Raw genomic sequence first — 24165 nt, 5'->3', positions numbered from 1 at the left:
ATGCCCGCGCGTTCGACGGCCTCCCAGGAGGTCTCCAGCAGCAGGCGCTGCTGCGGGTCCATGGCGGCGGCCTCGCGCGGGGAGACGCCGAAGAACGCGGCGTCGAAGCCCGCCACGTCGTCCAGGAAGCCGCCGTGCCGCGCGTACGAGGTCCCCGGACGCTCAGAGTCGGGGTCGTACAACCGCGCCAGGTCCCAGCCCCGGTCGGCGGGCAGGTCGCCGATCACGTCGCGTCCGGCGGCGACGATGTCCCACAGTTCTTCCGGCGTGGTGACGCCGCCGGGGTAGCGGCAGCCGATCCCGACGATCGCGATCGGCTCGTCCGCGGCCCGGACGGCGGGGGCCGGCACCCCGGTGTCCGGTTCCTCGCCGAGGAGGTGTTCGATCAGGGCGGCGGGGTTCGGGTGGTCATAGACCAGGGTGTTCGGGAGGCGGACGCCGAACGTCTCGGCCAGCCGGGTGCTGAGCTCGACGCCCAGGACCGAGTCGAACCCCAGATCCTTGAACGGCAGCGCGACGTCCAGGGCGTCGGGGTCGTCGTGGCCGAGGACGATCGCGACGTGGGCGCGCACCAGTTCGGCCGTCCGCCGCCGGCGGTCCTCCTCCGGCGGCGCGGCGGCCGCCGGATCCGGCGGGTCCTCGGCGGCCGGCGGGTCCTCGGCCGCAGGATCCTCGGCCGCCGGTTCGGGCGCGCCGTCCAGCCAGAAGCGGCGGCGCTCGAACGCGTGGCCGGGCAGCCGCACCCGCTCGGGCGCGGGGCCCGTGAGATCGTCGAAGACGGTGTCCCAGTCGGGTTCGGCGCCGCTGTTGTGCGCCCGGACGACCGCGTCCAGCAGCGTCTCGAGCTCCGGCCGGTCGCGGCGCGCGGTGGCGATGACCGTGTGCGCGCCGTCCAGCGACGCGTGGGCGAGCGGGGCGAGCACCGAGTCCGGACCGACCTCGACGAACCGGGTGGCGCCCGCCTCGCGCAGCGCGCCGACGCCGTCGTGGAACCGGACTCCGGCGCGGATGTGCCGGACCCAGTAGGCGGGCGTGGCCAGCAGGTCGCCGGCCGCGATCTCGCCGGTCACGTTCGACACGATCGGGATGTCCGGGGCCCGGTAGTCCAGGCGTTCGGCGACGGCCGCGAACTCCTCCAGCACGTCGTCCATGTGCGCGGAGTGGAAGGCGTGGCTCACCCGGAGGCGGCGGGTCCTGACGCCGCGCTCCGCCCACCGCCCGGCGACGGCGAGGACCGCCTCCTCCGCACCGGAGATGACGGTGGCCTCCGGGCCGTTGACCGCCGCCACCGACACCCCCTCGGGCAGGTCGGCGGCCACGTCCGCCTCGGCGGCGCGGATCGAGACCATCGCCCCGCCCGTCCGGGCGGCCTGCATGAGGCGACCGCGCGCCGCGACGAGGACCGCCGCGTCCGGCAGCGACAGGACCCCGCCGACGTGCGCGGCGACGAGCTCGCCGACCGAGTGGCCGATCAGCAGGTCCGGGACCAGCCCCCAGCGCTCCAGGAGCCGGTGCAGCGCGACCTCGTGCGCGAACAGGGCGACCTGCGTCACGGCGGTCTGGTCGAGCCGCGCCGCCTCGGGACTGCCGTCGGGGGCGAAGAGCAGGTCGGTGAGTCCGGGTTCGAGGTGCGCGGCGACCTCGTCGAGCGCGGCGGCGAAGGCGGGCACGGCCGCGTACAGGTCGCGCCCCATGCCGCCGTGCTGCGAGCCCTGCCCGGAGAACAGGAACGCGGTCGCCCCGGCATGGGCCGCGCCGCGCAGCACACCGGCCGCCGGCAGCCCGTCCGCGAGCGCGCCCAGACCGTCCAGCAGCGCCTCCCGGCCGGCCGCCAGGACGGCGGCCCGGTGCTGGAACGCGGTCCTGCCCGTGGCCAGCGAGCGCGCGACGGCGACCGGATCGAGGTCGGGCGTCGCGTCGCCGAACCCGCGCAGCCTGGCGGCCTGCGCGCGCAGCCCGCTCGCGGTCCGCGCGGACACCAGGAACGGCAGCGCCGGGACGGCGGCGGCCGGACGGCCCGTGGCCGCCCGCTCGCGCTCCGGCGGGGCCGACAGCACGACATGGCAGTTCGTGCCGCCCATCCCGAAGGAACTGACACCGGCGACCAGCGGCCGGTCCGGCCGGGGCCAGCCGGTCAGCTCCGTCTGGACGCGCAGGTTGAGCTCGTCCAGGGGGATGCCGGGGTTGGGACGTTCGAAGTTGAGGCTCGGCGGCAGCAGCCGCCGGTCGATGCTCAGCGCGGCCTTGATGAACCCGACGATCCCCGCCGCGCCCTCCAGATGCCCCACGTTCGTCTTGGCGGACCCGACGAGCAGCGGGGACTCCGCCGGGCGGTGCGCGCCGAGCACCGCCCCGAGCGCGGCCGCCTCCACGGGGTCGCCCCGGCGGGTGCCCGTCCCGTGCAGTTCGACGTACTGGACGTCCTCGGGGGCGACCTCGGCGCGCTCGACGGCCAGCCGCAGTGCCTCCTCCTGCCCCCGGACGCCGGGCACGGTCAGCCCGTCGGTCGCCCCGTCGTTGGTGACGGCGGTGCCCCGGACGACGCAGTACACCGGGTCGCCGTCGGCCAGCGCGGCGCGCAGCGGCTTGAGGACGACGATCCCGCCGCCCTCGCCGCGCACGTAGCCGTTGGCGCGGGCGTCGAAGGTGTAGCAGCGGCCGTCCGGGGAGATGCCGCCGAACCGGGCCGTCGTCACGGCGCTCTCGGCGAGCAGGTTGAGGTTGACGCCGCCCGCCAGCGCCAGCGTCGACTCGCCGCGCCGCAGGCTCTCCACCGCGAGGTGCACCGCGACCAGCCCCGACGACTGCCCGGTGTCCACCGCCAGGCTCGGGCCGCGCAGCCCGAGCGCGTAGGAGACCCGGTTCGCGATGACGCTCCGGTGCACGCCGGTGATCGTGTGCGGCGTGATCGCGGACGGCCCGCGCCCGTAGGCGAGCACCCCGTAGTCGTCCCAGATCGCCCCGACGAACACGCCCGTACCGGTGTCGCGCAGCGCGCCGGGCCGCGTCCCGGCGTCCTCCAGCGCCTCCCAGGCGAGCTCGAGCGTGAGCCGCTGCTGCGGGTCCATGACGGCGGCCTCGCGGGGGGAGATCCCGAAGAACGCGGCGTCGAAGGCGTCGACCCCGTCCAGGAACGCGCCGTGCCGGGGAGTGTCCGCGGCCCCGCCCCAACGATCCGGCGGCACCTCCGTCACGGCGTCGCGGCCGTCCCGCAGCAGCCGCCAGAAGGCCCGCGGGTCGGGCGCTCCGGGCAGCCGGCACGCGATCCCGATGACTGCGATGGCGTGGTCGTCGGAGTTCATGCCACCAGGCTGGCGGCGCACCCATAAGGCGCTCTTGCCGCGGTCTAAAGCCGGACCACCCGAGCGCTAAAACCAGGTCACCAGGGCCGGACCAGGCGGGTGCGGGCCCGCTCGGCCCGGATCAGCGTCCCCAGCACCGCCCGGTGCGGCCCGTGCGTGCCGAGTAGCTCCAGCAGCGACCGGACGATCCACAGCCGCGTCTCCCGGAAGTGCCGGGGCGAGCCGTGCACGTCGTCGTTCTCCACCACCCGCAGGTCGGAGACGTGGCGGCGCAGCAGATCGAGGTCCGAGCCGGGGATGATCTCGTCCCGGCGGCTCGCCAGGTAGCGGACCGGGACCGTCACCGCCGCGAGCCGGTCGGCGTCCAGCGCGAGCCCGCCGAGCCGCTCCCGGACGGCGCCGGCCGGGACCCGGCTCAGGTGCGCGAGGGTGTCGACCGTGATGCGGGGGAGCCGGCGCTGCCAGGCGTCGTCGGTGAAGAAGGCGCCGACGGGCGCGCCCACCGTGACGATCCCGCGGATCCGCCGGTCGCCGGCCGCGACGTGCAGCGCCAGGTTGCCGCTGAAGCTGAGCGTCACGGCGATCGTGCGGTCCGCCTCGGCTCGGCCCGCGACCGCGTCCAGGATCGCGGTGATCACCTCGGTGCTGCCGGTCCCGTAGCGCGCGCTGTTCTCCCCGACGCCGGGCAGCTCGGCGACCACGCCCGCCAGCCCGAGCCGGCGGGCCTGGACCAGCACCGGGGCCCACTGCTCCTTGATGCTGACGATGCCGCCCATGACGATCAGCAGCGGGCGGCGGTCGGTCGCCGACAGGCCGCTCGTCCAGCAGCGCATCCGGCCGCCGTCCAGGTCGACCTCGAGCGGCTCGATGCCGGTGTCCGCGCGCCAGCGGTCGAACGCGGCCAGGCACCGGTCGAACGCCTCCTGCCGGGCTGGGCCGTCCACGTAGGGGAACCGGGCCATGTTGAAGCGGCGGCAGGCGTCGAGGAAACGGCCCCTGCGCTCCATCCGCTCGCCCGCGCGCGTCCACCCGGCGACCCAGGAGCCGGGCGCGTCGCCGTCGTCGGTGGTGATCGCGTCCAGCAGCGGCCGGTACTCGCCCGCCGGGATGCCCTGGGCGCGCGCGTGCACCACCACGAACTGCCGCAGTTCGGCGATGTCGTTCATGCGACCGCGGCGGGCTCGGGGACCGACTCCAGCGCGTCCTTGATCTCCGCCAGCACGTCCGCGGCCTCCGCGCCGTCGATCACCCGGTGGTCGAAGGCCAGGCTGAGCCGCAGCGTCGGCGCGGCGAGCACCGCTCCGCCGCGCACGACCGGGCGCTCCCGCACCTGCCCGAGCCCCAGCGTGACCGTGGTGCCGCCGACCGAGTGGAAGCCGTCCACCGGACGGTGCCCCAGCGAGCTGACCGCGAACGTGCCGAACCGGTCCGGCCGGTTGCGCAGCGGCCGGACCACGCGGCGGAACGCCGCCCGCCCGACCGGCACCGGCAGCCGCTGCAGCGTGCGGATCCCGGCGAACTCCGGCATCGTGTCGGCGTCCCCGTCCCGGAAGCGCTCGATCTCCCGCTGGATGTCGTCCAGGCCCGCGTGCTCGACGTCGCGGAGCACGGTGGACAGCACCACCCGGCGGCCGCCCAGCGCCTTGTCCAGCGCGATCTTGGCGTGCACGCCGTCGCACCGCGCGACGCGCGGGCTGAACCGGCCCGCGATGGCGGAGTTCGCGTCCGGATGCCGAGCCAGCACCCGCCCGGCGGCCCAGACCACGTACGTCACGATCGAGCGCCGGCGCTCGGCCCCGGACCGGTGCGCGAGGACCCGGCTCATGTCCGCCTCGGTGTCCAGGAACACCGGCGAGAACCCCCGGATCTCCTCCAGGAAGTGCAGGGTGTGCCGCCGCTGGCGGGGGAAGGCCGTGCCGCTCACGCCCGCACCGCCGCCTTGAAGATGCCCTCCAGGCTGCTCGCCTCCAGCAGGTCGGGCAGCCGGACCCGCCGCCCGGTGGCGCTCTCCAGCGACACCGCCAGCGTCAGCAGCAGGAGCGAGTCCCACCCCTCCACCTCGTCCAGGCTGCGGGCGGCGTCGGCGGCGGTGACCTCCAGCCCGAGTTCGGCGCGGACGAGTTCGAGAAAGTCGTCGATGCTGGTCACAGCCGCCCTCCGCGGGGTAGTCCGGCCGGTCTCACCCGCGCTCCAGCGCGAACCCGGCCTTGATCCACTTGCTGGACTCGATGGCGATCCCGATCGCGCGCTCGCCCCGGTCCAGCTCCGGCAGCAGCCGTTCGAGCTGGAAGAACGCCAGCGCGTTACCGCAGTTGCCGGTCTCGGCCACACAACCGATCTCCTCGGCGAGCAGCTCCGACCCGGCGGCGATCCGGGCGGCGATCCGCTCGCTCATCCGCCCGGACAGCTGCGGCGGGAGCAGGTAGTCCACCTCGGAGTCCTTCCAGCCCAGCTCGTCCAGCAGCGCGCGGAGCGTCTCGGCGGCCATGACCGGAACCCGCTCCTCGATCGCCTTGTAGTCCTCGGCGACGGCGGCCCGGACCACGTCCCGCTCGGCGCGCCCGAACCACTCGACCACCTGGCCCGGCTCGCGCCCCAACCCGACGAACCGGGTCAGGACCGTCCGCAGCGCCACCGCGCCCGGCACCGGATCGGCCGACAGGACGGCCGCTCCCGCCCCGTCCCCGAACACCACCACGTTCACGAGTTCGGCGGGCGGCATCGCCCGCAGGTCCGCGCCGACGTCGAAGTGCTTGGCGCAGCTGTCGCCCGCGATCACCAGGGCGTGCCGGTGCCCGCCGCCCGCCAGGAGCAGCCGCGCCACCTCCAGTGCCTGGACCGCGCCCGTGCACCCGGACTGCAGCTGGTAGGTCGGGATCCCGTCCACGCCCAGCCGGTCGGCGACGACGTTGACCGTGGCGGGCATCAGCGTGTCCGGCGTGGCGGTCCCCATGACGATGACGTCCAGATCGGCCGCCGCCACCCCGGCGGAGTCCAGCGCCCTGCGCGCCGCCCGCTCCGCGAGATCGGCGAGCGTGGTCCGGATCTCCCCGCTGGCGAGATCCACGGACAGATGCCGAGTCCGCGTCCCGACGAACGTCTCGACCCATTCCTCCCACAGCTCGTCCATCCCGAACCGCCGGGCAAGGTCACCGTTGCCGACGGGCGGCCCAGGGAGCGCCGTACCCGCCGCCAGAAGGCGAACTTCCGAAGCTTCCATGCCGCTCCCTCCAACCACCGTCCACCCATGCTCCGGCCCCCGCCTAAAGCCCTCCTAATGCCACAGAAATCCCGACAGAGACGGCAGACTCCCGGCCTCGCTATTTCCAAAGGGTCTGGGTTGCGTCACGGAGGTGGTGTATGAGCTTGCCTGGTCAGAGGGCGTGGCGTCGTGACGTGAGACGGCCACCGCGTGATCCTTCGAATCGACAAGATCAGAAGGAGAGGACCGCGATGGCCGAGGCGCTCATGAGCGCGGAGGCCGATGCGGTGTGCGGCGCCGGCTACGGGCAGCGCTCGGACGAGCCGGTCAACCGCCGCAACGGCTACCGGTCCCGGGACTGGGCACGCAGTTCACGGCATGAACCGTCGGGTTGTCGCCGTCCCGGACGGAGCCATCGTGGGGTTCGGGACCGCTACCCGGCTCCGTCCACGGCAGAACTCACCGCCGTTCTCCCCTTGGTGCCTGCAAGTGACGCGCCGTACGTTGCCCGGCTGATCCAGATCGCTGAGCTGGCCACCGACCAGACCTGAGCCTGTATCACATTCCGGTTCTCGTTCCTCCTGCTGTCTAGGGGAGACTGCGTCGATGTCGAATCCCCAGGGCCTTCGTCCAGCTGCGGAGATCCGTGGCTACCTCGTTGACCGGCTCAACCTGGCGCTGCGCCGACCCGGCATGTACGGCGGCGAGACGGCCATCCGCCTCATCCTCGACCATCTCGAGTACGCGGAGCGCAGGGACGGGGCTGGGCTTCTCCGCCTGCTCGAAGAGCGTGGGGTCTGGACGTCCCTGGGCGTGACCGGCGCCTTCGCACGCGTGATCCCCGGCCGCTATGAATCAGGCATCGCATCTATCTACGCCGAGTACGCCCAAGCACAGGGCTGGCTCAAGATCGACCGGACGCTCACCACAGCGGAGTACTCCTCCCTCGCGACCGAACATCGCCGATGGACGGTGCACGATCGAAGTCTGTCCGACGTCCTCGAGACCTTCGGCCCGCCCTCGATCCACTTCGGCGGAACCAACCCGCTCTACGGCAAGACCCTGAGCTACACGAGCGGGTCGCCTACCGACCCGATGATCTCCTTTTACCTCTGGAACGGCACCGAATCCGACGCCGAACCCACCTGGCCACCCCTCCACAGCGAAGCCGTCCTGCTCGCCGTCCGCTCCAGCGGCCAGACCTTCGAAACGAGTCTCGCCTTCACCCCCGAGGGCATACGCCGCCGCCCTTCGTAACCGTCCGAGCAAAAGGCCGGACAGCCAACGGCCTCTGAGGGCGTCGCCCAGCACGCGCTGACCTGGGTGAGCGTCTATGCGTGTATTTCATGAGAGCTTCGTTACCGACACCCCCGCTCCCGATGCAACGGCGTCTGGCCATTCCGGATGTCGGGCTTTGGGCCGCTGAGGTGGTCATGAGTTGGCGGGTGTCCTCGCTGGGCTCTGCGTCGATCTCGTCGAGGCGGCTTCCCGGGAGCTGGTAGGTGCGCCGGACAGCGTCCGGACGGCCGAGCCGAGCTTGGAGGCGCATGACCTCACGGTAAAGAGGCTCGGAGTACGGGTCGTAAGTGAGTGCTCGTTCGAGGGTGGCGAGTGCTCGATCCGGCCGCTCTTGCTGCATCATCGCCAGGGCCGTCCCGGACGACCCGCGTCCGCGCCCCACCCGAGACGTCGAACGTGCCGCAGAAGACTTCCCGTTCTCCATCAACGAGGCACTGGAGATGAGTGCGGCGCAGTCCGCCCAAGGGGCGACTCAGCGTCGAACGTCGCCCAAGACGCCCGACCGGAACCGCCGACGCAACCTCTGAACTTTCTGAACGCGAAGGACACCAAGAAGATGACCGCCCTTCTGAACAGCCCGTTCTTCTGGCTCGCACTGATCGGCCTGCTGGCCGTCCTCGCGGTACTGCCGACGCTCATCGCGCTCGCCCGCGGTGCGGACGACATCGGCTACATCATCCTGGTCAACGTCATCTGCACCGCCACGGTGTTCGGCTGGCCCATCGCACTGATCGCCGCCATCGCGTGGCCCCGCCGCCACCCACCCCATCCGTGGGGCTCCGCGGATCGATGAAGCCTTGGCTGCCCTGACGGGCCGTCGTCTTGCGCAACCGAGCCCATGCGAGCTCCGTGCCCATTGGTTCAGACGTCGACTTCGCCTGCGCGGACGCGGCCGGCCAGCTCACGCCAGTTGCTGTGAGCGAGGAGGAGCTTGGGGCCGTCGGGGTCCTTGGAATCGCGGAGGGCGACCACCCCCGGGACCCGTGCGATTTCGACGCAGTCGCTGCCACTGGCGCTGCTCCGGCTGGCCTTGCGCCAACGAGCCTTGGACAGATCATCGTGGAGGCTCATGGGATTGCTGGTGCTCCTTGGCGATGTCGGCGATCAGGGCGAGCGAGTCCTCCTCGGCAAGGGCTTGCTCGCAAATGCGGTCAAATCTCACGTTACCGCGCGCTACCTGGCCGACGTCTTCGACATAGATCTCTCCGCCCATACCTTCCAGGTAGATGACGTCCTGGTCGAGTTCCCCTGCGAAGCTCAGCGCGACGAAGGGGCCGTCCATCCCCGCGTGCTCACCCACCGAGATGGGCATGACGCGAATGCTGATGTTGGGTTTGGCGGAGGCGCTCGCGAGCGCCTCAAGCTGCCGCGCCATGATCTGCGGCCCGCCCACCGCGCGTCTAAGCACGGATTCGTCCAGGACGACCGTGTACGACGGAGCGTTCTCCCGCTCCAGGATCGCACGGCGTGCCATACGCGCCTGGAGGCGTCGTAGCAGCACATCTTCGGAGTCTTCTGGACTCAGGACCCGGATGAGAGCCATCGCGTAGTCGCTGGTTTGCAGCAGACCGGGTATGAACTGGACCTGCCAACTGCGGATCGCGATGGCGTCATCCTCAAGCTCGGCGAACGATCCGGTCAGTACGTCGTTGAACGCCGACCACCAGCCCCGCTTGCGGATGTCTCGTGCCAACTGCATGAGCGCGAGCTTGATGCCCTCGTCCCCTCCGTAGAGGTCGAGCATCTCCTCGACGTCCGAGGGCTTGGGTCGCGTTTTGGCCGTTTCGAAGCGGAGCAGCTTCGGACGACTCCAACCCAGCGCGGCGGCTGCCCCCTCCATCGTCAGCCCCGCCTTCTCACGCTGCTGGCGGAGTTGGCGAGCAAGCCGACGGTGCCTGACTGTCGGACTCTGCGCGTTCGGCATGTCGCTCAGTGTCGCACGACGATCTAGGTGCTTAGCGCCGATCACCTGAAACAGCGCCACAGAAATCTGAACAAGTACATAGACAGATGCGCTACGTGTAGGCATGATGGCCCTGGGTTACTCCGCTGGGTGATCCTTTCGCGCCTGTGTGTGAGCGCGCAGAGGTCATGCAGATGCCAGCGGGGATACCCGGCCGGGGCCTGGCAGGCCCCACCTGACCGGAAGGTTGGGCGGTCTCGGACCGGTGCTGGCACACCGGTCCGAGACCTTGATCGGACGCTGGAGGTCCAACCCATGCATGATCGTACGAATCCATCACCGGTTCAGGTGATGCCACCCACCGCAAAGTGCGGACCCATTGTCGAAGGGGCGCCTGTCCGTACCCCGACACCGCCTGCGATGCCGCCCGACCCTTGGGTCACGTCCGCCCAGGACTCCGACCGAGCCACCGCCGACCTCAGCGGCCGGTTCCCGTCCGCCACCATCTGGTTCGGCGAATACACGGGGAGCTACTGGGCCTTCATCCAGTTCGAGGACTGCGCACCGCGACTCATCGAGGCCGCCACGCCCGCTGACCTGGAGCGGCAACTCGACTCGTTTACCCCCTGCCCGCTGCGGCGGCCGTCGCCCAGCCTGCTCCACAGCAACATCACGAAGCCCACGACCCCCTGCCCGTCGCCGGACGAACCGCCCTCGCGGCTTCGCAGGGCCTCACGAGGACGCGTCCGATGCTGCGGCCGTCACTCCATGCCCAGGACCCTGAGCCGGAGCGGTCGATGCTGACCGGTGGCCCGGCAGACATCCCGGCCGGCGGCGCCTGCGCCTTCCAACTCCCCGGCGACCGGAGCGCCGCCTCCCACGCGCGGTCCCTCGTCGCGGCGACTATGCGCCAGTTGAACTTCGCCCCTGACCCGATCGAAGACGCCAGGCTCGCGGTCTCCGAACTGGCCACCAACGCACTCGCCCACGCATCCTCGACCACGCGGCCCGAATTGTGGATCTGGGCGCGCACCCGCCCAACCCCGCAACTGGTCGTCTCGGTCTTCGACGCCCACCGCGACGCCTGGCCGAGCCTCTCCCACAATGACCTGCTCGACGAACACGGCAGGGGCTTGTCCATCGTCTTGGCCTTGGCCGTCCACGCTGGTGCGAGCTTCACTCGCTCCCGGTTGGCCGTATCGACGGGCAAGCGTGTCTGGTTCACGCTCCCGCTGCCGGCTGCGTGGTCGGCTGCGGGCCATGTCATAGCCCCGGGCTTGGCGGCGAACCGGCTCTGCGAGGCGCTTGCGGCTCGCGGCATTCCCACCTCGTGCCGCAGCGACGACAAGGGCATCTCGGTCGTCACCGCAGGAGCCTTGGACGTCTGGGTCGAGCCGAAGGCGTTCTCCTGGCGTGACGGGCAGGGCTACTCCCGCCAGCCCCTCATTGATCTACAAGAGACCGCCGAACGCATCGTCGGCCACCACGAAACACACGCCTCGAAAACGTCGACCTGACAACCGTCCCCGGCGTCCAGCCGGCCCCGTCCCCGGGGACGTGGTGGCCACCTCCCGTCCACCGCGTCCCCGGCTGCCGCCGCCACCCATCAGGACAAAACGCCATGCCCGCTGCCACCGACCGCCACGCCCACATCCTTCGTGGAGCCGAGAGCATCCAGCGACTCGCCGAACGAGCCGACCCTCAAGCCATCGAGCGCCTGCTCACCCAACCGGCCGCCGCCCACCTCGACGATGACACCCTCGATTTCCTTCACCGCGCCCGCAACCTGGTCTCCATCACCGCACAGGCCCTGGTCACGGTCCTAGAGAGCACGGCCTCGTCCACCATGCGCGGCTACGAGCAAGAACAGACCTCCGCCAACTGCCCCACCCCTTCGCTGGCTGCCCAGCATCCAGGCCCCCTCGACGCTGCGGAGGCCTGGCGTCGCGCTCGCCTCTACTTCTCGCGCCAGCATGAAGACCCGATCCTGGTCCACATTGAGGAGTTCGATCACGGCTACCAAGCGATGCCAATCGTGCTATCCCTGCCCGAGTTGCCATCCAGCCCCACCATCGAGACTCCGACAACCCTTGTCTTTGACAAGACCACCGGGGCTGCAACCCTCTGGCCACTGCTTCGCCTTGACGTCCTAGCCAGTCACTACCGAAGCTACAAGCGCCAAGCACCCATAACCTGCGAAAGCCAGTCCTGATGACGGACCTTGCGCGCTCTCGCACACCTCCTCGCGGGCGACTACCCGTAGGCGCGAGCCCGGGACGAGTTTCGACGGCTCGGCACGGACTAGGAGGGAAGCGCGGCCGCCGCCTTTGCCCGATGTCTGATTTGTCCGAACCTGCAAAAGTGCTCCAAATTCGCCTTCCCGCTGTCTAAACTCCCAGGTCAGCGAGTGTGCTCCCCGCGCACGCGGGGATGGTCCCCTCCCGTGCGTCGGGGGACGTGATCGACCGTAGTGCTCCCCGCGCACGCGGGGATGGTCCCTCGTCACACCGGCACTGCCAGGCGTGCATGAGGTGCTCCCCGCGCACGCGGGGATGGTCCCCCGAGGAGCGTGCCCTGTGGGACCGGTCGCTGTGATCCCTGCGCACGCGGGGATGATCCGCAGAACGCGGCGAGCTCATGCGAGTTGCGGATGTGTTTTCCGTCAGGAGTGGTCCCTACGGGTGGGTCTGTGGGTTGTGTCCACGGAGGTGGTGTGTGAGTTTGACCTGGTCTCGCCTGGGGGTCAGTTTTCACTTGCCGCCGACAGCACCGTCCCGGGTTGTGACGCGCACGGGATCCCGGGGACCATCCTCGCGTGCGCGGGGAGCACCGACCTTCCTCCCGCGCCGCGCGGACCTCGGCGGGACCATCCCCGCACAGGACGCCTGGATTTGAACCAGGGGCCTCCGGGGGACCATCCCCGCGTGCGCGGGGAGCACTGCGGCGCCGGTCCGGCAACTCGCGGACGACTGGGACCATCCCCGCGTGCGCGGGGAGCACGCCTGCGCCGTCACGGGGACGTACCGGACCGGGGGACCATTCCCGCGTGCGCGGGGAGCACCCGCTACCCGCGGGACGCCGACCAGCTCTGCGAGGGATCATCCCCGGGTGCGCGGGGAGCACGAATTGCTGGACGGGTTCGACGGGTGGTGGCGGGGACCATCCCCGCGTGCGCGGGGAGCACCGGACCGCCGTGCCCGCGTACGCGGTCGTGCCGGGACCATCCCCGCGTGCGCGGGGAGCACCAGCCCCGCCCCGGCGGCGAGGCGCTGGAAGCGGGACCATCCCCGCGTGCGCGGGGAGCACTGGTCCGGCGGCTGGTGGTCCAGGACCGTGACGGGACCATCCCCGCGTGCGCGGGGAGCACAGGTCGCCACGTTGAATTTTGACGGCCACGTGGGGACCATCCCCGCGTGCGCGGGGAGCACTCTGGCTGACCTGCGGGTTTATCGGCCGGCGGCGCTGTTGGAAGCACTTTGTGAGATTCCGACATTTCGGGCGTCGGTCAGCGTTTGCCGTAGCGGCGGCGTTTGGAGGCTTTGCTCCAGCCGGCTGCTGGGGGCTTCGAGGAGACGACCGGCTTCGCCTTGGGGCGGCGGATCAGTGTGAGTCCGTCGTGATCGATGGGTTGCCATTTGTGGTCGCGGGTTTCGAAGGTGAAGCCCTGCTCGTTGTTCGTCGTGTAAGCGAGCAGCGCGCGGCCGGTGTCGGCGTACTGGTGCACTTCGTCCCAGAGGGCTTGCCTGATCCGGGCGGACGGGCCGCCGATGAAGACGCCGGGTGAGATCTCCATCATCCAGCGGGTGAGGAAGCCGCGCAGGCCGGCGGGGCAGTTCGTGAGGACGATGATGGTCACCAGTGCACGTCTTCGGCGTAGTTGCGTCCGGATTCGATGTTCATGCCATGGTCGCTTTGCAGTGTGACCTGGTCGGTGTCGTCGGCGGTCGGGTCGCCTGCCGCGTCGTCGGGGAGGAGGAGCCGCTTGATGTCGTGGACACAGCGTCGGAGTAGGCCGACCTCGTTGACGCGGTCTCGGATGGCGCGGCGGGTACGAGAGCCGATGTCTTCTGGACTGTCAGTGGCGGTCTCGAAGGCGACGGGGATGGCGATCTCGGTCTTGTAGAGGTCGGCGATGTCCAGGACGAAGGCGAGTTCGTGTCCGGAGTGGATGAATCCTAGGCCGGGGGAGCAGCCGAGAGCCGCGACGGTGGTCTGGGCGATGCCGTACATGCATTGTGCGGCGGCCGTGACCGCCTGGTTGGCGGCGTCGCCTGAGTCGAAGTCGCCAGGGACGTAGTGCCTGCCGTTCCAGGCCAGGCCCACTCGGGCGGCCTCGTAGCGGTAGCGCTCTTTGACGCGCCGCCCCTCGCGGCCGAGGAGTTCGTGGCGGCTGAGGCCGGACGGGTCTTCGCCCGGGAAGCGCATCCGGTACATGGCGCGGGCGACGTTCAGGCGGGTTCGGCGGTTCGCCCATGCGGTGGCTTGCGCTTCGACGAGTGCGGAGGAGCGGTTGAGGGACCGGCCGCCGGAGTAGAAGCGGACTCCTTGCTCGCCGACCCAGACGACCCCGGCGCCGCTGTCGCCCAGGACGCTCATGGCCTGGTGCGTGACGCGGGTGCCGGGCCCGAGCAGGAGCGTGCCGATGGTCGCGGACGGGATATGGGTGATGCCGTCCGCGTCCTCGGCGGTGATGGCGTTGTCCTCGCGTGCAGTGTGCAGCGTTCGAGGTAGATGAAGGACAGCCGGTCGCTCATCCGGGTGAGTTCCCGGGGTGAGGACGCACCTCGCTTGCCGACGGTCGACATGGTTACGGCTTCGCGAGGGTCATCAGCCCGCACCCGTATGCCTTGGCCTTGCCTATGCCGTGAGTGAGCGCTCGGCGGAAGGCGTCGGGGTCGGTGACTTCGAGACGGCCGTCAAAGGTGGCAGTGACCAGCGTGACCGGTTTGCCACCCCCCTTCTTCTTGAAGGCGAGGTCGCGACGGCTGTGGACGATCAACTGGTGCCGGTCCAACTCGTCTTGGGTGCCCGATGGTGCGGGCTTTCTGGCGACGGCGAACCCGGCGCCTTCCTGGCGTTGCAGGAGCCAGCGCGCCTGGTTGCGCGGGCCGATGTGCGCGGTCGTCTTCGTCGGTGCACCGTCCTTGTTGCGGACGGAGTGCACGGGGTTGGCGGTCAGGCGGAACGCCCACTGGTCGCCGGTACTGAGACGGTCGAGGAAGGGCCCGTAGTCGTAGGTTTCCCAGCGTGCGGTCGTCGGCCAGCCGGCCTGCTCGACCAGATGCGTCAGGTCGGGCTTGTAGGGACTGACGATGCACAGGTGGGTGCGGGATTGGCTGTCGCGGTCGAGCCGCCAGAGCACCCGCGGGCCGTCCTGCCGGTCGACGGGGAGTTCGGCGAAGGAGGACATGACGGCCGCGTGCAGCACCTGCGGAGACGACAGCATCTTGCGGGCGCCGATCCGTTGCGGATTGATGCGAAAGCGCGTCAGGTACATCACTGGCCTCGTAGGACGGCGGTCGGGTCGTGGTCGACGGCGGCGCGTCGGGTGGTCGGCGCGGGGATCTCCACTCGTTGGTGAAGGACCCCGCGCAGTGCGTACCGGCGGTGGCGGGGGTCGAAGCTGAGCGGCTGGTCGCGCAAGGTGTCGATGCGGCCGTCTCCGCCCCTGCCTTCGACGATCGTCTCCAGGGTCACCTTCGGTTGGCGGTTTCTGCGCTGGTGCCATGCGGCGGCGCGCCAGGGTTCGTCCTTCAGACGCTCGTCGAGGGTCTGGTCATGGTGCACGGCGAGTTCGATCGGCCGGGACGGCGGGCATGACCGGCGCCCGAGATACGGCAGGAAGGCCGGGCTGCGTACCGCGTCGTGTAGCCGGTCGATCAGGTCGCCGTCTCCTTCGAGCACGGCGACGAACACCGCGTCGGCCAGGTAGAACCGTTCGGAGACCGGCATGGAGGTGCCGTTCTCGAAGTGGTGTGCGGTCTGGTAGTCGCGGACGAGTGTGCCGCGCTGGTCGACGCGGACGCCGAAGCGCAGGGCGGCCAGGTCGGCGATGTCGTCGCTGCGCCGGCGGCCGAGCGCCGCGGCGAGGAGGCCCACCACGCCGCTCTTGGTGGGCGCATGCTCGGTGGTGCGCCGTGCGAACCGCGCCGATGCGCCCCACGCCTGGAGGGGGCCGGCGAGCTGCAGTGTCAGGACGCTCACTGCGCGGCTTCCTGGCGGCGCGCGACCTCCTCGCCGACCGCGTCGACCAACTCGGGCAGCGAGACCTGGGTGCCCAGGCCGGACAGGTGCTCAGCGTTCTTGCCGAAGCTCAGGACCCACGTCTGGGCGTCTTCGCCGACGCCGTAGGCGGCCTCGATCTCCGGGATGTAGCGGGCCAGCCGTGCCGCCGCCTCCTGCACGTATCCGCCGCTGTCCTGGGCCTTGCGGCAGGGCTCCTCGAACGCCCCGACGAAGCTGATCGGGCGGGACGAGCGCACCTTGACCACCACCGCGTCGGGGAGCGTGTGGTTGCCGAAGGTGTTGACCTTCCCGGTGGGCATCGAGGTGATGAATCCCTGCACGAACGCCTCTACGGCACGTCGAGTGGGTTCGGTGACCGGCTCGTCCTCACGCAGTCCCTTGCCCAGGTTGGCGCGCAGGAGGTCGACGTCCAGGGCCGCGTACCGGTAGAGGGTCGCGGAGTTGAACTCCACCGTTCCGATCATGCCCGCGCCGAGGTCGTCGTCCTCGCGCTCTTTGTGGTCGTCGACGGCGGTGTAGTAGTCGGACTCGTTCTCCACCTGGTGGACGCTGAGGGCATGGGCGACCTGGGTGGCGGCGTCGACGTTGATGTCGGCGCCGTCGGCGACCATGCGCCCGAACAGTGCGATGTCGACCGAGTGGCGGGCGTTGGCCACCTGCCTGGCTCGCGCCTTGTTGTCCTTGTCCTTGAAGAAGGCCTTGATGTCGTCGCGGCCTTCGACGGCGAGTTCGGCAAGGCCGTCGAGCTGGCGCGCGCTGAGGAACATCAGGTACTTCGACTCCGGCGCCGCGGCCGGCTCGTCGTCCTTGGCGGCTCCGCGGCGCTTGGGCACCTCGATCTTGGAGCCGGTCGCGGTCTGCACGGTCTCCGCCGCGAGGTCCCATGCCTGGGACTCGTCGATGGAGTCGTCCAGTCCCCGGATGCGGTCGGCGAGCAGCTCGGCGACCCGCTTGGTCCGCACACCGAGTTCGCTCGGGTCGAGCAGGTCGTGGAAGCTCTTGCGCGTGGCGCGCTTCCACGCCTGGCTGGAGACGCGGGCGCGCCGCACGCCACCGTAGACGGCGGTCTTGGGAGTGCCGGTGTCGTCGCGGTTCAGGTTGCTCGGCGGGACGCTCTGCAGCACGTGCAGGTCGATGATGGTGCGAGTCATGTGACGTCCTTGTCGCTCGTGTCCTCGCCCGGCGCCGTCCGTCCAGGCTGTGCTTGATCGCCCTCGCTCTGCGGCGGGCGGTAGGTATGGAAGCTGCGGCCCCACTCCCGCCGGACCCGGGCGAGGCCGTCGGGAGTGTGGGCGTCGTAGAGCCGCTTTGCGAGCAACGCGTAGTCGAGGGGGACGGACTCGCGCCGCAGCAGAGAGACGATCTCCCGGAGGCGGTAGGCGAGGACGTCCAGGCTTCCGGCCGTCCCCACGCGTACGAAGCGCCGCCGGATCGGCTCGTCGATCTCACCCGGCGGCATCAGCCGGCGGACGGCCGCGCCGAGGTCGACGCCGGGGACGTGCATCCGCTGGTTGGGTCGCGACTGCTGGTGCAGGGCGAACAGCGTGACTGCCAGGAACGCCGCGTTCTCCGCGCGCGTGGCCTGGATCTCGCTGAGCATCGTCTCCTGGTAGAGCTGGTCGGCGCCGGTCAACCCCCACAGTTCCGGGACGTCCTGGGGCAGCTTTCCGGCCCCGCGACGCAGCTGGGCCAGGCGTCCCACGGCCGAGCTGGTGTCGCGCAGGTAGCCGTCCTGAAGCTGAGAGACGAACTCGCCGACGACTTTGCCGACGAGATCGGATGCGTACTGCCGTTCTTCGGGAACGGTGGCGGTCATGAGCTGGCCTCCGCAAGCTCCTGGTGAGCCGCTTCGTCGGGATCGGGAAGGGCGCCGGGCAATGCCTTGCGGAGCCGGTACCGGAAGGTCGCGTCGGCACGCGAGGCCGTCAGCCAGAGCTCCTGGCCCTTGCCGGTCTGGATGACGCGGCCTTCCCACGCGGCGTCTCCCGCGTCTTGGACCTCTTGAGCGCCCAGCCGGGCGATGATCAGTCTTGCTCGGTCCTGCCAGGCCGCCCGCTGCGATCGCGGTGCCGCGGTCGGGCGCAGGTCGGCGAGCCATTCACGGAATGGGCCGTCCAGCATGCTGTAGCCGAGACGCGTCGCATGTGTGCGGGCCGGATCGGCAGCGGCTCCGATCGTCCGCGCGAGGTCGGCCGCCAGGTCGCCGAGCACTCTGACCGCCGCGTCGGCGTCGCCCACGGCATCGATCGCCTCCTGGCCGAGCCGCGTGTCCCGCTCGTGCAGGAGCACCACGGGCATCGCGACGGCGTCGTCGATCATCTCGTCGATCACCGACTGCTGCGTGCCGTACACGGCTCCCACGAGCCGCGCCCGCACGAGGAAGTCCACGGGGAAGTCGCCCTCGACCGTCAGCCGGGCCACCCAGTCCAGGATGCGAGGACGTACGATCTCCGCGGCCTCCTTGCGCTGCTCCGCGCCGGGCGTCCGGCCGGCGACCAGCGCGCCGAGTCCCCGCCAGGCGCTCATGCCCGGATCGTGCTCCCGCGGCAGATACACCTGCGGCAGGTTCTGCTTCTTCTCCTGAGCGGGGCTGCGCCTCCACCCGGTCATCGGCTCACGCATGTGCTGGTTGCGCGGACTCAGCGGGTCGCCATATGCCAGGACGACGCCGTGGACGCCCTCGCCGTCGGACACCAGCCGGATCCGTCTCGACTGCCAGGTGTACAGGTCGCGCACGCCCGCCGGGCGCCGGCTCAGTTCCACCGGGTCCATTTCGGCCGGACCCGTGACCGGATGCCGCCAGGCCGGACGATCTCCGTCGCCGTCACCGAGCAGATTCGCGGTGTCGAAGGCCACGAGGTTCAGCAGGAGCGTCTCGCGCAGGTTGTCGCCTTCGACGAAAACCCCGCCGAGGTTCCCCGACCAGCCGACCCCCAGCGGATAGACGCGGCCTCCCTTGACCCTGGGATCGCCTACCGCCCCTGTCTTGATTCCCGACGTGTCGAAGGCGTGCGCGTGCACGAGCCAGCGGGCGGCCTCCGCGTACGACAGACGTTCGGCACCACGGGCGCGCATGGTGAAGAACTGCGTGCCGTTCGGGACGTCCGCGACCAACCGGTCCAGAGAGGCGATCTCGTCCTTGGCGGTCCGCAGACCGGGCGTCTGGAAGAACGGGCTCTCAGGGTGGAGCAGATCGAAGCGGTCACGATGCCGGTCGAGATACGAGGCGATTCCCTGAGGACCGTCCAATGGAAGCCCGGCATCCCAGAGCTCCTGCCAAGCGTCGAGATCGACCGGCCCCTCCACCACGTCGTGCAGGACGGCGAGCAAGAGCCGCAGCAGTGCGAACTCCTGCGTGGGCACGTCCCCGACGAGCCGCTGCACCTCGTCCGCATGGACGAAGACATCGAGCAGGGAAAGCTCGGCTTCGGTGCCGTCAGCACGCAGCACCGGAAGCCACGGCTCCCGCGTCAGGTCGAAGGAAGGACGAAGATCACTCGGCACGTGTCACCTCAAGACCGTCGGCACGGGTGTAGCGCAGGTCGAAGCCCGCCAGGCCGGCCTCGCAATTCTCATCGAGCATCAAAATCAACTCACCGGCCAGCCAATGGCTCTCCTTGGACTGCCATGCCGGGACGCACTCGGCCTCCAACTCCTCGATCGCCTGATCGAGGACTTCCGGGATGGAGAACTGGAACGGCAGCCGCAGCCCGCACGCCGCCACGGTTCGCGCCACATCCCAGGGCGGAGCCGTATCTGTGGGCACCTCGCGGGCTCCTCGCCCTTCGTCGAGCCACGGCAGCGTACGGATGGTCCCGTCCGGCAGCCGCTGGACCACCAGAACCTCCAGCGACTCGCGGGTGTCGCGCACCTGCGCGCGGCCCGCCCGGGTGTCGTCGGTGTCGCCCACCCCGGCATCGATCCAGCCGACCAGCGCCCGGCCAGGACGGCCCACCGTTCCGAGCTGGAAGTCCCGAGCCTTCTCACGTTGCCGCTGCTGGTGGACGAGGTGCTCCTTGTACGCCAGCTCCATCGCGTCCTGCCAGGACGGTGGCCCCAGCCGCTCCGTCCCGTAGGCGCTCTGCACCAGCCGGCTGATGTCCTCCGGCAGCCTCACCACTGACCCGTCGGACAGGTACGGTTCGAGCGCTGCTGCCGCTCGTAGCAGCGCATACAGCCGGTAGACACGCTGCGAGCCCTTGACGGGCTCGGCCGGAACCGCGTCCCAGTCGGCGCCGGTGATGAGGCATCGGGCGACGCGTAGCCGTTCGGGCCGTTCACACTGCCCGTTGCCTCGCTGGTGCCGATGCAGCCGCCCCATGCGCTGAAGCAGCAGGTCAATAGGACACAGATCTGTGACCAGCAGGTCGAAGTCGATGTCCAGAGACTGCTCGGCGACTTGGCTGGCCACCACGATGTGCTTCGCGGGACGGCGCCCGGCGCACTTGTCCGGAGGCCCGAACAGGTCCAGCAGCTCGGAGTCCCTGCGCGTCCGATCGAGATCGACGAACCGGGCGTGCGCCACGGTGACGCCCACCCCTGGGAGCCGTTCCCGCAAGAACTGGGCGGTGTCCAGCACCCGGCCCACCGTATTGCGAACCACCAGCGCGCAACCGCCGTCGGCGAGCTCGTGCTCCAGCCGTTCCGCCAGCTCGTCCAGCCCATCACCAAGGCGCTCGACGTGCACATCCGTGCGCCGTCCAGAAGGCAGGACCTCCTCGACTACCGGAGGCTTCCCCGGCTCTACAGCCGTCAGCAGCGGATACCCCTCAGCCTCCTGAACCTTGGCCAGCTCGCTCGATGCCTTCCCGAGATAAGCCTCAGCGAGTTCGCGGCGCCGCTCAGCCGGCAACGTCGCCGACAAGACGACGACGGGAACCCCGTACGCACCCAGCCAGGACAACACCCGGTCCAAGTAGGAGTTCATATAGGTGTCGTAGGCATGCGCCTCGTCGATGATGACGACCTTGCCTGCCAGTGCGAGATGACGCAGCGCCAGATGACGGCTCTTCAGGCCCATGAAGAGCAACTGATCGACCGTCCCTACAACGAACGACGACAGCATCGCCTTCTTGCGGCCGTGCAACCATTGATGCGCGACCAGTTCGGCGGAGGAGGCCGCCCGATCCCCGCGCGGACGCCACTCGGCCTCATCGCCATCAACGTCGACGCTGGCGACGGCCCGCCGACCAGCCTTCACCAGCTCACCGAACTCGTCGTTCAACGCCGCTTTGGAGTGGGCCAGCATCACCGACCGGAGTGCCGTCCCTCGGGCGTCGGGAACCCGCCGCAGCCACCGCAACATCCGCGGGAACATCGCGTTGCCCGTTGCCATCGTCGGGAGCGCGACGAACACGCCGCCGGCTCCGGAACGCGGCGCGAAGACCTCCGCGACCGCCAGCGCCGCCTCCGTCTTCCCCTCACCCATCGGTGCCTCGATCACCATGAGCCCCGGAGTCGACATGCCTCTCGCCACCGCGACCGCGCGCTCTTGGACGGGACGGATGCTGGCGTCGGCCGGCAAATCGAAGCGAGCGGAGAATAGCTCTGCTACATCCGCCGTCGTCTCAATTGGCCGCCATGGCGCTGGAAGAGCAAGATTTTGCCATGCCGCCTTCACCCGTTCCGTTTCGCTCGCACCCGAGGCTTCGGGGAAGTACGGAAAAAGATCAGAGTTACTGGCGATCCAGTCGGCCACGATAACAAGACCTGTCAACGCCGCCTGCGCCGACTGAGAGAGCTTTACATCTCGCCATGCGTCGAGGCGATCATCCACGCCGCACATGACCGCACACCCGCCCAGAATCTCATTCTGCACACCGCGCCACGTCGATTCACAGCCGACCGTGCGCAGAAGGTCTGGGTGTACGTTCAACTGACGTATGTCTTCGAAAGTAGGCGGTACCCCGTGATGCCCGCCGGCGATGATCGAGAACGACAACGCCGCCGGGCGCGACCAGCCCCGCTCGGCCAGCCACTCCTGCAGTAGTGCCTGCCCAGCCAGGCCGTGAGGGGCGAGCCGACGATCCAGCAGCCGCTTGTAGGGCGGCATGTCCAGTCCGGCCTCCCGCATCCTCTCTGCTAGAGAATCGACCTGACAGGCGAACGCCGGTGTTGCCTTTCCTGTGTCATGAGTCGCCGCCAACCACGCCACAAGCCTTGACGCATCTTCAAAGTCGCGGGGGAGATCTCGTGCTACGGCAGCCTGTATTTGACGCGGAATCCAATGGTCCCACAAGAGCCTCGCGACAGCGCAACTATCCGCCAGATGGCGCCACAGGGGCAACCACCCGTCGGTTTTACGATCATGCTTGGCCCAAACCGTTCGAGCCGCAGACGACAAGCGCTTATGAAGCCACGCTCCATCGGTCCCCGCCTCGGTCATGGGAAAGGTGTAACACGAAGGGCTGACGGTCACCGTCAAAACCCGCGAGCGCGGCCACATGGGGCCACCGCAAGGTGATGGCCCCAACCCCGCGTGCGCGGGGAGCACTTCAATGAGGGCGTGACGCTAAACCCGGCTGTGGGGTCAACCCCGCATGCGCGGGGAGCGATGGGCCGTGACCACAGGCTACCTACGCCTGGGCGGCGACAGTTCCACCAGTGTGTGGCGTTGAGGTGAGTTGGCATGAACATCAGTCCGTGCCTGGCGGACCGATCTGTGAGTTGGCCCATGCGAAGGCGGCGCCCGCCGCCCCGGCGCCGACAAGTAGGGACTGCGGATGAGAGAGCGTGGACAGGTAGGTCAGACCGCCGGCAGCGCTTCCTGCCAGAGCGGCGAACAGTAAGAGTACGAACGTGTGGAGGTCGAGAGGGGGGGCGACTGGGACTGCTCATGTAACTCCTCATCCATGAAGGGACCAAACGCTTAATCCTGCTGTGTTCAGTGGATGGGCAAGAGGGTAGCGTGTCGGTCGTTTGGTCGCCACCGCACCTGCCGATGGATTGCATCCGTGATGCTGGCTTCCCTGGTCGGCAGGGCCGGGTGGCCGCGTAATACAACAAGCCGGAGTCTGGTTGGTCCGAGTCTCTATGAATGCACCGAGATGGCTCTTGCGTTACTCAAACTGCCAGGTCAGAAGGTGCGCGCTACCCGCGTATGTTGGATGGTCCCATGAGCGCGCCGACCGTGAGGCCGACGCCGAAGTGCTCCCCGCGCAAGCGGCCACATGGGGCCACTCTGCAGAAGATGCTTCGAGTGCGCGCTCAGGCGAGCACCTTCGAAGGTGAAGTCCATGATCGCCGCAAGGAGTCCGATTTGTCCGTATCAGCAGAAGTGCTCTCAATTGGCCCCGCTGCCGCCTAGAATCCCAGGTCAGGCAGGGTGCTCCCCGTGCACGCGGGGATGGTCCCAGTATGTTCGCCTCGAACTGGATCGACGCCGGGTGCTCCCCGTGCACGCGGGGATGGTCCCCACGCGCGCAGGGGTAGTCGTGATCATGCTCAGTGCTCCCCGTGCACGCGGGGATGGTCCCCGTGGCACCCGGTGGTCCGGATCAAGCAGCGCGTGCTCCCCGTGCACGCGGGGATGGTCCCGCCCTGTCCAACCCCTCCCGGTACGTGTGCCAGTGCTCCCCGTGCACGCGGGGATGGTCCCGCCACGAGCTGCCCCGGCTCGGTGCTGCGGGCGTGCTCCCCGTGCACGCGGGGATGGTCCCCGCCGGCGGAGGTCCAAGAACCAGCAGCGTGAGTGCTCCCCGTGCACGCGGGGATGGTCCCTACACGACCGACGGGAAGCCGGCACCGGCCGGGTGCTCCCCGTGCACGCGGGGATGGTCCCCCGGACGGAAAGATGTTCCGCACGTCCCGATGAGTGCTCCCCGTGCACGCGGGGATGGTCCCAGGGTCGGGCGCACGTGCGGGGCCATGGTGAAGTGCTCCCCGCGCACGCGGGGATGGTCCCTACGTCAAGTTGATCAACATGCTTGTCCAGCAGTGCTCCCCGCGCACGCGGGGGTGGTCCCCAACTCGGCAGCTTCGCCTCCGTGCGGGGAAGGTGCTCCCCGCGCCTGGGGGTGGTCCGACCGTGCTTCGAGGTGGGGCGGCCGGGATCAGTGTTCCCCGCGTACGCGGGGATGGTGGAAGGTGCGTAACGTGTGTTCTGATCCCAATCATGCCGTCGCGATGGGAGACCTCTGGCATGGCGGGCGGCCAGGTCTGGTGGGAGCGCGATGCCGCATTCGGAATGGACGAGGACGGTCACCCTTCAGGGG

At 69.8% G+C, this 24165-nt stretch carries 19 protein-coding genes, 2 pseudogenes and 1 CRISPR repeat array; of the genes and pseudogenes, 5 read left to right on the top strand and 16 right to left on the bottom strand.

Annotation, left to right across the window (positions count from 1 at the left end):
- The 5 genes from CHF16_RS36360 to CHF16_RS36340 form a co-directional block, all read right to left on the bottom strand.
- Positions 1-3302: type I polyketide synthase (locus CHF16_RS36360; RefSeq protein WP_143228270.1), on the bottom strand; the 3302-nt coding region annotated here is incomplete at its 3' end.
- Between the two features lie 77 nt (positions 3303-3379).
- On the bottom strand, positions 3380-4468 hold the full coding sequence (locus tag CHF16_RS36355; protein ID WP_089330730.1) for an alpha/beta fold hydrolase: 1089 nt from the start codon (positions 4466-4468) through the stop codon (positions 3380-3382).
- Positions 4465-5226, bottom strand: coding sequence for a 2-oxo acid dehydrogenase subunit E2 (locus tag CHF16_RS36350; protein WP_089330729.1), 762 nt, complete (start codon positions 5224-5226; stop codon positions 4465-4467). Before CHF16_RS36350 ends, CHF16_RS36355 begins: the two co-directional genes overlap by 4 nt.
- Positions 5223-5450, bottom strand: coding sequence for a phosphopantetheine-binding protein (locus CHF16_RS36345; protein ID WP_089330728.1), 228 nt, complete (start codon positions 5448-5450; stop codon positions 5223-5225). The genes CHF16_RS36350 and CHF16_RS36345 overlap by 4 nt, the downstream gene beginning before the upstream one ends.
- 31 nt (positions 5451-5481) lie before the next feature.
- Positions 5482-6522: a 3-oxoacyl-ACP synthase III family protein gene (locus CHF16_RS36340; RefSeq protein WP_089330727.1), complete on the bottom strand. Its 1041-nt coding sequence runs from the start codon at positions 6520-6522 to the stop codon at positions 5482-5484.
- Positions 6523-6761: 239 nt separating this feature from the next.
- On the opposite strand from CHF16_RS36340, the pseudogene CHF16_RS39915 reads away from it, so the two are divergent.
- A pseudogene (locus CHF16_RS39915) lies at positions 6762-6866 on the top strand (transposase); the annotation flags it as partial.
- Positions 6867-7110: 244 nt separating this feature from the next.
- Positions 7111-7761, top strand: coding sequence for a hypothetical protein (locus CHF16_RS36330; protein ID WP_089330725.1), 651 nt, complete (start codon positions 7111-7113; stop codon positions 7759-7761).
- On the opposite strand, the gene CHF16_RS42245 is transcribed toward CHF16_RS36330, so the two are convergent.
- Entirely contained in the window at positions 7727-8143 is a 417-nt protein-coding gene (locus CHF16_RS42245) for a bacterial transcriptional activator domain-containing protein (protein ID WP_425427542.1), read from the bottom strand. The two genes, CHF16_RS36330 and CHF16_RS42245, sit on opposite strands and share 35 nt — an antisense overlap.
- Positions 8144-8359: 216 nt before the next feature.
- Here CHF16_RS42245 and CHF16_RS36320 point away from each other — a divergent pair, with 216 nt between their 5' ends.
- Complete coding sequence (locus CHF16_RS36320; RefSeq protein WP_089330723.1) at positions 8360-8596, top strand: superinfection immunity protein; 237 nt, start codon at positions 8360-8362, stop codon at positions 8594-8596.
- A gap of 68 nt (positions 8597-8664) precedes the next feature.
- Here the strand turns inward: CHF16_RS36320 and CHF16_RS36315 are convergent, their stop codons facing one another.
- Together CHF16_RS36315 and CHF16_RS36310 are read right to left on the bottom strand one after the other, a co-directional pair.
- Positions 8665-8874: a DUF397 domain-containing protein gene (locus tag CHF16_RS36315; protein WP_089330722.1), complete on the bottom strand. Its 210-nt coding sequence runs from the start codon at positions 8872-8874 to the stop codon at positions 8665-8667.
- Positions 8858-9727, bottom strand: coding sequence for a helix-turn-helix domain-containing protein (locus CHF16_RS36310; RefSeq protein ID WP_089330721.1), 870 nt, complete (start codon positions 9725-9727; stop codon positions 8858-8860). Before CHF16_RS36310 ends, CHF16_RS36315 begins: the two co-directional genes overlap by 17 nt.
- A 776-nt stretch (positions 9728-10503) precedes the next feature.
- On the opposite strand from CHF16_RS36310, the gene CHF16_RS36305 reads away from it, so the two are divergent.
- Together CHF16_RS36305 and CHF16_RS36300 are read left to right on the top strand one after the other, a co-directional pair.
- On the top strand, positions 10504-11223 hold the full coding sequence (locus tag CHF16_RS36305) for an ATP-binding protein (protein WP_179271871.1): 720 nt from the start codon (positions 10504-10506) through the stop codon (positions 11221-11223).
- Positions 11224-11327: 104 nt separating this feature from the next.
- Positions 11328-11918 (top strand): hypothetical protein, encoded by a 591-nt coding sequence (locus CHF16_RS36300; RefSeq protein ID WP_089330719.1) that lies wholly within the window; start codon positions 11328-11330, stop codon positions 11916-11918.
- Positions 11919-13211: 1293 nt separating this feature from the next.
- Here CHF16_RS36300 and cas2e read toward each other — a convergent pair.
- The 8 genes and pseudogenes from cas2e to CHF16_RS36260 all read right to left on the bottom strand — a co-directional run bounded on the left by cas2e (position 13212) and on the right by CHF16_RS36260 (position 22337).
- Entirely contained in the window at positions 13212-13562 is a 351-nt protein-coding gene (gene cas2e / locus CHF16_RS36295) for a type I-E CRISPR-associated endoribonuclease Cas2e (RefSeq protein ID WP_089330718.1), read from the bottom strand.
- A pseudogene (gene cas1e / locus CHF16_RS36290) lies at positions 13559-14511 on the bottom strand (type I-E CRISPR-associated endonuclease Cas1e). Before cas1e ends, cas2e begins: the two are co-directional and overlap by 4 nt.
- Before the next feature lie 2 nt (positions 14512-14513).
- The gene (gene cas6e, locus CHF16_RS36285) at positions 14514-15203 is read right to left on the bottom strand and encodes a type I-E CRISPR-associated protein Cas6/Cse3/CasE (RefSeq protein ID WP_089330717.1); all 690 of its coding nucleotides are present in this window, start codon (positions 15201-15203) and stop codon (positions 14514-14516) included.
- Positions 15203-15910, bottom strand: coding sequence for a type I-E CRISPR-associated protein Cas5/CasD (gene cas5e / locus CHF16_RS36280; protein ID WP_089330716.1), 708 nt, complete (start codon positions 15908-15910; stop codon positions 15203-15205). The genes cas6e and cas5e overlap by 1 nt, the downstream gene beginning before the upstream one ends.
- On the bottom strand, positions 15907-17103 hold the full coding sequence (gene cas7e, locus CHF16_RS36275; protein ID WP_089330715.1) for a type I-E CRISPR-associated protein Cas7/Cse4/CasC: 1197 nt from the start codon (positions 17101-17103) through the stop codon (positions 15907-15909). Before cas7e ends, cas5e begins: the two co-directional genes overlap by 4 nt.
- Positions 17100-17768: a type I-E CRISPR-associated protein Cse2/CasB gene (gene casB, locus CHF16_RS36270; RefSeq protein ID WP_089330714.1), complete on the bottom strand. Its 669-nt coding sequence runs from the start codon at positions 17766-17768 to the stop codon at positions 17100-17102. Before casB ends, cas7e begins: the two co-directional genes overlap by 4 nt.
- Complete coding sequence (gene casA, locus CHF16_RS36265; protein WP_089330713.1) at positions 17765-19456, bottom strand: type I-E CRISPR-associated protein Cse1/CasA; 1692 nt, start codon at positions 19454-19456, stop codon at positions 17765-17767. The genes casB and casA overlap by 4 nt, the downstream gene beginning before the upstream one ends.
- Positions 19446-22337: a CRISPR-associated helicase/endonuclease Cas3 gene (locus CHF16_RS36260; protein WP_089330712.1), complete on the bottom strand. Its 2892-nt coding sequence runs from the start codon at positions 22335-22337 to the stop codon at positions 19446-19448. The genes casA and CHF16_RS36260 overlap by 11 nt, the downstream gene beginning before the upstream one ends.
- A gap of 939 nt (positions 22338-23276) precedes the next feature.
- Positions 23277-23916: a CRISPR direct-repeat array (repeat unit 29 nt; unit sequence GTGCTCCCCGTGCACGCGGGGATGGTCCC).
- Positions 23917-24165 lie beyond the last annotated feature (249 nt).

The sequence above is a fragment of the Actinomadura meyerae genome, from assembly GCF_900188445.1.
Taxonomy (GTDB): Bacteria; Actinomycetota; Actinomycetes; order Streptosporangiales; family Streptosporangiaceae; genus Spirillospora; species Spirillospora meyerae.
Note: the sequence above shows the minus strand (reverse complement) of the source record. Positions and strands in the feature narration are given on the sequence as shown.